The organism is Streptomyces regalis, from assembly GCF_001509475.1.
GTDB lineage: Bacteria > Actinomycetota > Actinomycetes > Streptomycetales > Streptomycetaceae > Streptomyces > Streptomyces regalis.
In genome coordinates this window covers 37,496-47,909 of the sequence record NZ_LLZG01000412.1, presented here as the reverse complement: position 1 = coordinate 47,909, position 10,414 = coordinate 37,496, and the positions used below count along the sequence as shown (strand labels likewise).

7 protein-coding genes and 4 pseudogenes are annotated in these 10,414 nt (G+C 69.6%); 6 read left to right on the top strand and 5 right to left on the bottom strand.

Annotation, left to right across the window (positions count from 1 at the left end):
• Positions 1-115, top strand: a pseudogene (locus ADL12_RS52160) (transposase); the annotation flags it as partial.
• Between the two features lie 17 nt (positions 116-132).
• Here ADL12_RS52160 and ADL12_RS57555 read toward each other — a convergent pair.
• The 3 genes and pseudogenes from ADL12_RS57555 to ADL12_RS52150 all read right to left on the bottom strand — a co-directional run.
• Positions 133-363 (bottom strand): annotated as a pseudogene (locus ADL12_RS57555) (hypothetical protein); the annotation flags it as partial.
• Positions 362-646: a hypothetical protein gene (locus ADL12_RS54745; protein WP_159053511.1), complete on the bottom strand. Its 285-nt coding sequence runs from the start codon at positions 644-646 to the stop codon at positions 362-364. The pseudogene ADL12_RS57555 and the gene ADL12_RS54745, both read right to left, overlap by 2 nt.
• Before the next feature lie 245 nt (positions 647-891).
• Positions 892-1,296, bottom strand: a pseudogene (locus tag ADL12_RS52150) (PadR family transcriptional regulator); the annotation flags it as partial.
• A gap of 268 nt (positions 1,297-1,564) precedes the next feature.
• On the opposite strand from ADL12_RS52150, the gene ADL12_RS46755 reads away from it, so the two are divergent.
• From ADL12_RS46755 to ADL12_RS46745, 3 genes are all read left to right on the top strand, one after another.
• On the top strand, positions 1,565-2,089 hold the full coding sequence (locus ADL12_RS46755) for a PadR family transcriptional regulator (RefSeq protein WP_062715039.1): 525 nt from the start codon (positions 1,565-1,567) through the stop codon (positions 2,087-2,089).
• Positions 2,086-2,781: an ABC transporter ATP-binding protein gene (locus ADL12_RS46750; protein WP_062715037.1), complete on the top strand. Its 696-nt coding sequence runs from the start codon at positions 2,086-2,088 to the stop codon at positions 2,779-2,781. The genes ADL12_RS46755 and ADL12_RS46750 overlap by 4 nt, the downstream gene beginning before the upstream one ends.
• Positions 2,782-2,846: 65 nt before the next feature.
• Positions 2,847-5,162 carry an ABC transporter permease gene (locus ADL12_RS46745; RefSeq protein WP_079052662.1) on the top strand — a complete coding sequence of 772 codons (2,316 nt, stop codon included), beginning with the start codon at positions 2,847-2,849 and terminating at the stop codon, positions 5,160-5,162.
• Between the two features lie 342 nt (positions 5,163-5,504).
• On the opposite strand, the gene ADL12_RS46740 is transcribed toward ADL12_RS46745, so the two are convergent.
• Together ADL12_RS46740 and ADL12_RS46735 are read right to left on the bottom strand one after the other, a co-directional pair.
• Positions 5,505-6,638 carry a sensor histidine kinase gene (locus ADL12_RS46740; protein WP_062715033.1) on the bottom strand — a complete coding sequence of 378 codons (1,134 nt, stop codon included), beginning with the start codon at positions 6,636-6,638 and terminating at the stop codon, positions 5,505-5,507.
• Entirely contained in the window at positions 6,635-7,261 is a 627-nt protein-coding gene (locus ADL12_RS46735) for a response regulator (RefSeq protein ID WP_244188297.1), read from the bottom strand. Before ADL12_RS46735 ends, ADL12_RS46740 begins: the two co-directional genes overlap by 4 nt.
• 394 nt (positions 7,262-7,655) lie before the next feature.
• Here ADL12_RS46735 and ADL12_RS46730 point away from each other — a divergent pair, with 394 nt between their 5' ends.
• Both ADL12_RS46730 and ADL12_RS46725 read left to right on the top strand, forming a co-directional pair.
• Positions 7,656-8,183 (top strand): hypothetical protein, encoded by a 528-nt coding sequence (locus ADL12_RS46730; RefSeq protein WP_062715032.1) that lies wholly within the window; start codon positions 7,656-7,658, stop codon positions 8,181-8,183.
• 247 nt (positions 8,184-8,430) lie between these two features.
• A pseudogene (locus ADL12_RS46725) lies at positions 8,431-9,632 on the top strand (DUF418 domain-containing protein).
• The last annotated feature ends 782 nt before the right edge of the window (positions 9,633-10,414 follow it).

The following is a 10,414-nucleotide window of genomic DNA, read 5'->3' as shown; positions in this document are numbered from 1 at the left end:
CCCCAAGGCAGCCGCCCACTTGGATACCGCCCAGCATGATCTGCTGGCCTTCACCGCGTTCCCGCGGGAGATCTGGCGGCAGATCTGGTCGAACAACCCTCAGGAACGGCTCAATCTGCATGCCACTTCGTCTCAGGTCAGGCTCATGGTTACCGAGGCATAGGTTGGCTGCCCGAGACTCGCCCGGATCACGCTGTCGCTGGCACCCAAGGCCGACGCCAGTTCTCCTTGCAGCTCGTGCGGGAGGGGCCCTGCCCCGAGAGCACAGGCGCGCACGAGAGCGCGGCAGTCCTGCGCTTGCCGGTCCGTGGCGATCACGGTGAACAGAGGGTGTGCCAGGGTCTCGCGGGCCGCGTAGCCGTCAGTTTGACGTGCTCGTCTGAATATATCCGCGCCTCTTGGCGATGAAGTACCCAAGACCGAAGGTGCAGCCGAATACGCTCACAGCGGCCATTGCCGTCGCCTTGAGGCTCGCGCCGACGAGGGCGAGCACCAGCTCAGACATTAGTGTCACGCATGTCGACGTGAAAAAGATGACCCCGATGGCAAACCTGCGGATTTCGACGTCTTCCGATTCCTCTTGAGGAGTTTCACTTGCTGGAGGCGTCTGACCGGTTCCCCTTACAGGTGGCGTCTGGTTTTTCACTCAATTTACTCTCTGGTTGCGGGTGGCGCGCTGCTCGCCACCGTCGTTCGACGCCCCTGTCGCCGACCACGGGAACTTTTCCTCCCCGGGGCCTCCGGCCTGCGGAAGTAGCGGCCGAAGGGACAGCCAGGGCGTCCAGATCGCTCGGCGGGCGCAACAACGCCCCCGTGACCCCTGGCCCGATGGCGGACATCGGCCGGTTCGGCTGCACGAAGGTCGGGTCAGTCAGGCCGGCTGGTCAGCGAATCGGCCCTGTGCTTACGGTCAGTGAGGATCCGCATGCTGCGCAGGTGCTCGGATCGCTGGTTGTCGAGGATGTCGGCAACGTTGCGGTGGGTCCGCAGCACGCAGAGAGCGTCGACTGCAGGTACAGCTCGGGGCGTAGCCAGCCACCGCTCCATGTCGGTGACCCCATGCCGGCGATCCCGGCTTCCGTAATGGCGTACCGCTTGCGCTCAGGACCCCTGCCGGCCTCGATCCCGTCGACTTCGACGAGGCCGTTCTTCAGCGGCCGGGACATCGTCGAGCAGACCTGGGCGTAGTGCAGCGGCCGGTCGTGACCGAACTTTTGGTCAAAGGCCCGCTTGAGGTCGTAACCCTGGCTGGGGCCTGACCTCCCGGATCCCTAGGAGGGTGTGGCTGATCGACATGCACCGCACTATACACGAGGTGTATAAACTGCATGTATACATCGAGTGCTGAGCCCGCACGGGAGCACGCCGCGCAGGCGCGGCCCGGTTTCCACGGCTCACTGCAGCGTCTACTGCTGGGTTCCGGTGTCCGGGTCGGCGGGGTCTGCGCCAGCGCCGGTAGCAAGAGGCTGCGACAACGCCCCCACCTGCACGGGCGTACCCACCGACATGATCTAAACACTATGCGTATACATGCTATGTATACATGGCATGTAGAGTGCCCGGCATGTCCATCGGTAATACCCTTCTGGGGCTCCTGGAGTCCGGTCCGCGACATGGCTACGACCTGAAGCGGGCGTTCGACGAGAAGTTCGGTCATGACCGGCCGCTGCACTACGGCCAGGTCTACGCGACGATGTCCCGGCTGCTGAAGAACGGCCTCGTCGAAGTCGACGGCATCGAGGCGGGCGGTGGGCCCGAGCGCAAGCGGTACGCGATAACGGACGCCGGGATCTCCGACGTCGAGCGCTGGCTCGCGACGCCGGAGAAGCCCGAGCCGTACCTGCAGTCGTTGCTGTACAGCAAGGTCGTCCTCGCGCTGCTGACACACCGGGACGCGGCCGGCATCCTCGACACGCAGCGCTCCGAACACCTGCGCAGCATGCGGATCCTGACCGACCGCAAGCGCAAAGGCGACCTGGCCGACCAGCTGATCTGCGACCACGCCCTGTTCCACCTCGAGGCGGATCTGCGCTGGCTGGAGCTGACCGCGGCGCGTCTGGACAAGCTCGCCGAGGCGGTGGCCGCGTGACCCGTGTCCCTCCTCCTGGTTCCCTGCTCGCCGCCCAGGACCTGCGCAAGGCGTACGGACCGACCACCGCGCTCGACGGCGCCGACTTCTCCATCCACCCCGGTGAGGTCGTCGCCGTGATGGGCCCCTCCGGATCCGGCAAGTCGACGCTGCTGCACTGCCTCGCCGGGATCGTGACGCCCGACTCCGGATCCATCACCTACAACGGGCGTGAGCTGGCCACCATGAACGACGCCCAGCGCAGTGCGCTGCGCCGCTCCGAGTTCGGCTTCGTCTTCCAGTTCGGTCAGCTGGTGCCCGAGCTGACCTGTGTGGAGAACGTGGCGCTGCCGCTGCGGCTGAACGGCACCTCCCGCAAGGAGGCCGAGAAGGCCGCCCTGACGTGGATGGAGCGGCTGGAGGTCGACGACCTGCGAAAGAAGCGGCCCGGAGAGGTCTCCGGCGGTCAGGGGCAGCGGGTGGCCGTGGCCCGGGCGCTGGTCACCAACCCCCGGGTGCTGTTCGCCGACGAGCCGACCGGCGCGCTGGACTCGCTCAACGGCGAGCGCGTGATGGGGCTGTTGACCGAGGCGGCCCGCTCCACCAACGCGGCCGTCGTCCTCGTCACGCACGAGGCGCGGGTCGCCGCCTACTCCGACCGCGAGGTCGTCGTACGCGACGGCAGGTCCCGGGACATGGAGCGCGCCATATGAGTGCACGGAGGGGGCACCTCCCGCTCGAGCGAAGTCGAGAGTGGGGGAGGTCCAGGGATCTGGCCATGGGGGCCCGGTTCGCCTTCACCGGCGGGCGGGAGGGGTGGGTGCGGATGCTCCTCACCGCCGTTGGCGTGGGCCTCGGCGTGGCGCTGCTGCTGCTGTTCGCCGCGATCCCGAACGCGCTGGCCGTCCGGCAGGACCGCGAGACGGCGCGCACCGATCTGAGTTACCAGTACATCGAGTCGCCGCTGAAGAAGGCGGACAACACGCTGGTGGTCGGCGAGGCCGGGACGGCCTTCCGTGACAAGGAAGTGCGCGGGCGGGAGTTGCAGCCCGAGGGCCCCAGGGCGCCCCTGCCGCCAGGGGTGTCGAAACTTCCCGGGGTGGGCGAGATGGTGGTCTCTCCCGCACTGAAGCGGCTGCTGCAGTCCGGCGAGGGGAGACTGCTGCGCGAACGGCTGCCCGAGCGGATCGTCGGCACCATCGCCGAACCCGGACTCATCGGCGCCCAGGAACTCGCCTTCTACCGCGGCGCCGACACCCTCGTGGTCAAGGAGGGCAGCGGCCTGGTCGAACGCATCGACCGATTCGGCGCAGGGTTCAAGACCCCGGAGAAGAGGGACCCCGTCCTGGTCCTGCTCGCCCTCGTCGTGTTCCTGGTGCTGCTGTTGCCGGTCGGCGTGTTCATCGCCGCGGCCGTGCGGTTCGGCGGCGAGCGCCGTGACCGGCGCCTCGCTGCCCTGCGGCTGGTGGGTACGGACAGCCGGACGACCCGGCGGATCGCCGCCGGCGAGGCCCTCGCCGGCTCCGTGGCCGGCCTGGCCTTCGGCACGGTTTTCTTCCTGCTCGTCCGGGAGCTCTCCGGGTCCGTGGACCTGTTCGACGTGAGCGTGTTCCCCAGCTATCTGATCCCCTCCCTCGTGCTCGCCCTGCTCGTCGCGGTCGCGGTCCCGGCGGCCGCAGTGCTGGTCACGCTGTTCGCGCTGCGAGGCGTGGTGATCGAGCCGCTCGGCGTGGTGCGCACCGCGAAGCCCCCGCGGCGCCGGCTGTGGTGGCGGATACTGCTGCCCGTGGGCGGGCTCGGACTGCTCTACCCGATGATCGGGAAGGACCGGTACGGCAGAGACTTCAACCAGTACCAGGTCACCGGTGGTGTCCTGCTGCTGCTCGTCGGGGTGACCGCGCTGCTGCCGTGGGTCGTGGAGACGGTCGTCGCCCGACTCGGCTCCGGTGGGGTCGCCTGGCAACTGGCCATCCGTCGACTTCAGTTGAGCAGCGGAACGGCCGCCCGCATGGTCAACGGCGTCGCGGTTGCGGTGGCGGGCGCCATCGCCCTGCAGATGCTGTTCTCCGGGGTGCAGGGCCAGTACACCAAGCACACCGCCAACGACCCCACCCGGGCCCAGATGAGCGCGGACCTGCCGGACGAGGTCCCGCTCGCCCGGGCGGCGGCCGACTTCAAGGCGACCAGAGGCGTTGCGAAGGTCGACGCCTACGACGAAGGCCGTGTCAGCGACCGGCGCGAGGGCGCCACCAACTCCGCCCAGGTCACCATCGCCGACTGCGCGTCCCTGCGCGAGGTGGCTTCCTTCCCCTCCTGCAAGGACGGTGACGCCTTCGCCGTCCGGGGTGGCGACGATGAGGTCGATGAGCTGGGGGCGGCCGACCTTTCCAAGGCCGGCACAAAGCTGTGGTTCGACGCGGACGACGGCTCCCCCGCTGATCACAGGCCGACGTCCTGGAGCGTGCCGGCGGGCGTGAAGCAGGCACGGGCCATCGCGGACCCGTCCGGGTACAAGCGTGGCGGCCTGCTGCTGACGCCGGGTGCCCTGCCCTCGGGCGGCGCACCTGGTCTGCACGGGCAGATCTACCTCGCGCTCGACCAGGGGCTGGCGGCCGCGCCGGATTACGCGCGGAACACGGCCCGCCGTCTCGGTATGCCGACCGACCCGGTGATGTTGGTGTCCAGCAAGCGCGACGACACCTACGCCTCCATCCGCACCTTCCTGTTCGTCGGTGCCGCCGGCGTACTGGCGCTGATCGGCGCGAGTCTGCTGGTGTCGCAGCTGGAGCAGCTGCGCGAGCGCCGCAAACTGCTGTCGTCACTCATCGCCTTCGGCACCCGGCGCCGCACCCTGTGCCTGTCCGTGCTGTGGCAAACCGCGATCCCGATCGGCCTCGGCCTGGCGCTGGCCACAGCACTCGGGGTGACACTGGGCGCGGCACTGCTGAGGATGACGGACAAGCCGGTGGGGGTGGACTGGGCGAGCGTACTGTCGATGACCGGCATCGCCACCGCCGTCGTCCTGCTGGTGGCCGTGCTCAGCCTGCCACCACTGCTGCGGCTGATGCGCCCGGACGGCCTGCGCACCGAGTGAGCCATATGCCCCGAAGGCCCTTTCCACCCGAACCGCCGGCCAACTGTGCTGCATCGCTTGAGGAGGAGACGTCGGCCCGGTCGGTCAGTCCGCGCTGAGGGGAATCGGCAGCCGCACCCGGTAGTCGGGGTGCGTGGTGTAGGACGCGGCACGATCCAGCGAGTCGGCATACGGCCAGGGGGCGTGGGCTGACGGCCCAGGATGGGCCGTCAGGCTTCGATTTGACGCAGGACACGGGCTGGGTCGCGCAGAGCCAGGTGCTCAGCGGCGATCGCGGCCGGTTCGTGGCGGTGTGATTCCCGGCGGTCGAAGGCTCGGAGGCGGGTGCTCGTGCGGTCGGTTTCAGTCGGGCCGGGCGGGGGCGCGTAGTTCGACCTTGTAACCGCCTGGTGGGGTGGGTTGGGCGGTGAGGGTGCCGTCGAGCAGTTCGGCGCGTTCTCCCAGGCCGATGAGGCCGTGGCGGGCGCTGGGCAGGGCGACGGAGGGGCGGGTGGGGGCGGTGTTGGTGACGGTGACGCCGAATTGGTGGGCGTCGTGCCACAGGCGTACTTCGGCGTGGGCTCCGGGGGCGTGCTTGCGCACGTTGGTGAGGGCTTCCTGGATCGTGCGGTAGACGGTGCGCTGGGCGGTTGTGCTGATGCCGGGTGGGAGCTCTCCGGTCAGGGTGGTGTCGATGCCGCTGTTGGCGATGAGCTGCTGGAGGTCGGCGAGGGTGGGCTGGGGGGTGAGTTCGGTTTCCTTGCCGCCGGAGGCTCGGAGCAGGGTGACCATGTGGCGGAGTTCGTCGAGGGTGTCGACGCTCAGGGTGCGGATGGTGCGGGCGGCGTCGCGGGCGTCGGGGTCCTTGGCGGCGACCTGGAGGGCTCCGGCCTGTACGGCGATGAGGCTGACCTGGTGGGAGACGACGTCGTGCATCTCGCGGGCAAGCTGGGCGCGTTCGCGGGCAAGGACGGTCTGGGCGTGCAGGGCGCGCTCGTGTTCCCGGGCCTCTTCGACCTCGACGAGCTGGAGGGCCACGTCGTGTCTGGCCTGCACGAGCTGGCCGAACAGCACGGGGGCGGTGGCGGTGGCCAGCGTGTAGACGAACTGAATGAGCGTCCAGGTCCGGTCGCCGGCGAATCCGTCGGACAGGGACCAGGCGAGGGTGCTTGCCGCCGCGTTCAGCAGGACGCAGCCGGCCAGCAGCGGGCGGTTGCGGGTGGACGCGGCCAGTGTGTACAGGGCGGTGATCGGCGCGAACGCCACGTCCATGAACAGGGCCATGGGCAGTGTCAGCAGGAAGACGGCCAGCGGAAAGCGCCTGCGCAGGAACAGTGCTGCGCTGCCGAGGGCGACGCAGGACCAGACGAGGGGGGTGGTTCCCTCGTCGTAGAGGTTGATCCAGGCGTCGAGCACGGCGAGCGCGACGAGGCCCGCGTCGACCGCCCAGGGCGGCACCCGCCGCCACAGTGCCCTGCGTGCCCCGCCTGTGCTCATCGTCCGTTGTCCCGTGCGGTGTTGTCGCCGTGCTCGCCGAGCAGTCCGGCCCGCTCGGCGAGCAGTGCGGCCTGGACACGGCTGGTGACCCGCAGCTTGGTCAGGATCGAGCTGACGTGGTCCTTGACGGTGCCCGCGCTCAGATGGATGCGGGTGCCGATGTCGGCGTTGGACAGTCCTTCCGCGATCAGGACGAGGACGTCGCGCTCCCGGTCGCTGAGCAGGCCGACGCGTGCCGTGTCCGCGTCCTGGGGTGCTCCCGCCCCCGGGTGACTGCGCAGCAGTGCGCGTGAGGCTTTCGGGGACATCACCACCCCGCCCGCGGCCAAGGTGCGGACCAGCTGGGCGAGTTGTTCGGGCTCGGTGTCCTTGAGCAGGAAGCCGGCGGCTCCCGAGCGCAGTGCGGTCAGGATGTACTCGTCGGTGTCGAAGGTGGTCAGCATGGCCACGTGCGGTGGTGCGGGCAGCGTCTGGATCTGCCGCAGGACGGTCAGGCCGTCCACGTCCGGCATACGGATGTCGAGGAGTACGACGTCCGGCTGCTCGGACCGGATCACGTCGGCCGCCCCCGCCCCTTCCGCGGTCGCCACGACCTCGATGCCGTCGGACGCGTTCAGGATCATCCGGAATCCGGACCGCACCAGGGCTTCGTCGTCCACCACCACTACCCGGATCACCGGCGTTCCGCCTCACACTCGTCTGCTCTGTGCTGTGCTCTGTCCTGCTTCTCGGCGGCCCGTACACCCCGCATCGGGGCGGCCACGTTCTCGTACGGTGTTCGCCTGCCGCCGACGGTACGTCCGGCAGGGTACGCAGTGGCGCGATCACCGTGGACTGTGGACACCTGGCGGGCCGGCTCCAGCCGGTCGGGGGGTGCGCTCCGGCCCATCGGCAGGCCGACTGGCGAGGCCCGGCGGATGGCGCCCGTGGGTGCTCGTCCCATGGGATCGGTACGTGGGTCCGCGCCGAGTCTGCGGGCCGCAGCCGATTTCCGTACCGTTCGAGGACCGCCCACCCATGCCCCGCTCGTACCTGCGTCAGTCCGTCCGTGCTCTGCGCCGCTGTGCGGCGCGGCCCCATGTGCTGTTTGGGGGTGTATACGGGGCGGTGCTGGCCAGCTCCATGGTGGCCGCCCTGACGGAGCAGGGCGAGACGGCGCCCGCCGACCGGTTCAGCAGCGCCCAGTGGCTCCTGGTCACGGCCGTCGCCTCGGCCCTGGCGCACGGCTACGCGCATCTGATCGCCCTGCGCGGCGACCGGACCCACCATGGTGTGCGCGCCGGGGTACGGCTGTTGCTGTCCGAGTGGCCGCTGGTGGTGGCGACGGTGCCGACGCTGGTCCTGCTGCTCGGCGCGGCCTGGGGGTGGTGGCCCTCGGCGGGCGTCGAGTACGTGGTCTTCGCCGTGAACGTGGTGCTGCTGTTCGCCTGGGGCGTGCTCGCGGCCCGCGCCGCCGGTCGCACGTGGGGCTCCGCCCTGAGGATCGGCCTGGCGGACGCGCTGCTCGGGCTTGTCGTCGTGGTGGCCAACGCCGTCATCAAGTAGGACGGTGGGCCGTCCAGGCCCGCTGACCCGGCCGGGGTGCTGGTCCGCCGGTCGGCGGGGTGGTCCCGGCCGGTCGGCGGGGGTGTCACCGAAGCCTGCCGGATGGTCCGCCTCCTGACGGCACGCCGAGATTGTTCGTATGACACAGATACAGCCGCCGCAGGAGACTTCGGCTCCGCAGGAGAACTCGCCTCCACGGCCCGCGACCTCGCCCGGGTCCGCCGGGAAGGTCTCGAGCAGTCCCTCGATGGGACGTCTGGTCGGGGTGGATCTGGCCCGCGCGCTGGCGGTGTTCGGCATGTACATCGTGCACATCGGCCCGATGCTGGGGAACACGAGCGGCTTCGGTACGTGGGTCCGGTTCCTGGCCGACGGTCACTCGTCGGTCCTGTTCGCCACCCTCGCCGGGTTCTCACTGATGCTGATCGCAGGCCGCCGTGAGCCGAAGACCGGCCTCGCCGGCCGCCAGGCGAAGGCCCGGATCGCGATCCGCGCCGTGATCCTGCTGGCGCTGGGCAGCGTGCTGGCGATCGAGTACGGGGACGTCATCATCCTCGGCTTCTACGGCGTCTACTTCCTCCTCGCCCTGCCCCTGCTGCGGCTGTCCGCCAGGACTCTGGCGATCATCGCTGCAGGGCTCGCGCTCGTCACGCCGCAGCTGGCGTTCGTCCTGAAGATGTGGCTGAGCGGGTCCGTCCTGCAGAGCATCAACGCCTACGACCCGCTCGAGAAGCTCAACGACGTGGGAGTCGTCGATCTGCTGCTCACGGGCCTCTATCCGACGATCACGTGGATGCCGTTCCTGATCGCCGGCATGGCGCTGGCCCGCCTCGACCTGTCCGCCCCCGCCGTCCAGCGGCGCCTTGCCGCTCTCGGCGCCGCCCTCACCGTGGCTGCGTACGGCCTGTCCCTGTGGCTGCGTACGGCCTGTCCCTGCTGCTTGCGGGCAAGGACGCGGTGTTCGGCGGGATCGGGGGGTCGTCCAGCGGCTCCGGGTCGTGGTCCGGCGGTTCCGGTTCGTGGTCCGGTGGCTCCGGGGCGGGGTCGAGTGGCAGCGGGTCCGGCGAGCAGCTCGTGTCGTCGGCCTCGGACCTGCTGGGTGCCGGGCCGCACACCGGCACCACGTTCGACATCCTCGGCAGCGTGGGCGTCGCGATCCTCGTGATCGTGGGCGCGACGGTGCTGATGGACCGTCTGCCGCGACTGCGCCGCCTGGCGAAACCGGTCATCGCCGTGGGCACCATGTCCCTGACCGCCTACGTCGGCCACTTCCTCGCACAGTCCGCGTGGCCCGCTTCCGGCGCCGGCACCACGAAGTCCTGGGTGCCCGTGCTCACGTACATCCTCGGGGCAATCGTGTTCGCCGCGATCTGGTCCCGCTTCTTCCGCCGCGGCCCCCTGGAGTATCTGCTCAACACGGCCACCAAGCCCGCCAAGTACATCCGGTGAGGTCCGGTCGGGGTGGCTCGGTTTTTCATGTCCCATCCCGGCCTGGACGGCCTGCCCAGCCCGCAAGGGGATCGCCCTTGCGGGCTTCGGCTGTGGTCCTGGCCGACTGGCAGGCGGAGCTCGGTGAGGATGCGCCAGTTCCTCGGGGGGCCACCCCAGGGTCGCCCTCAGGTGGCGCACCGCCCCCACCCCGCAGAGGGAGAGATCGGCCATGCCCTCGGCCTGGTCGCTTCCGGAGCCGACGCTCGCCACGCTCACCTCGGATCCCGTGCTCCTTCCGAACCACGCCGCCGAACCCGTCCGGACTGGCCTTCTCCCCCTTGACCTCCAAGCTGTCGACCTGCGGGTGACTGCCGGCGGCGAGATCGTACCCAGCATGCCCGGCTGGTTGCCGCTCGCCTGCATGCCTAGCTGCCTCTGCCTGACGCAGACCTGCGCTACGTGTCAGCCCCCCAGTAACCATGCTGCCCGCGATCGCCGACCCAGCAGCGATCAACGCAATCCCCCACTCACTCATGCTCTGGAGCGTGCCACAGCAAGGCCAGCTTGAAGGGCGATACAAGGAGTTGCAGCGCCTCCGGTCCGGCGCCAACCGTCTTCGCCCCCAGTCTGTTGCGCCAGCAGGGTCAGGAGACCTCAAAACCACCATGTCCCAGCGCCCCGCTGGCATGACTCGGTCATTGAGACTCCGCTGACCTCGCATACGACAGCACCACCAGGCGTCACTCAGGTAGGCCCAGGCAAGAACTTGGTTGCCATCCCTTCCCAACGGCTGGCGATAC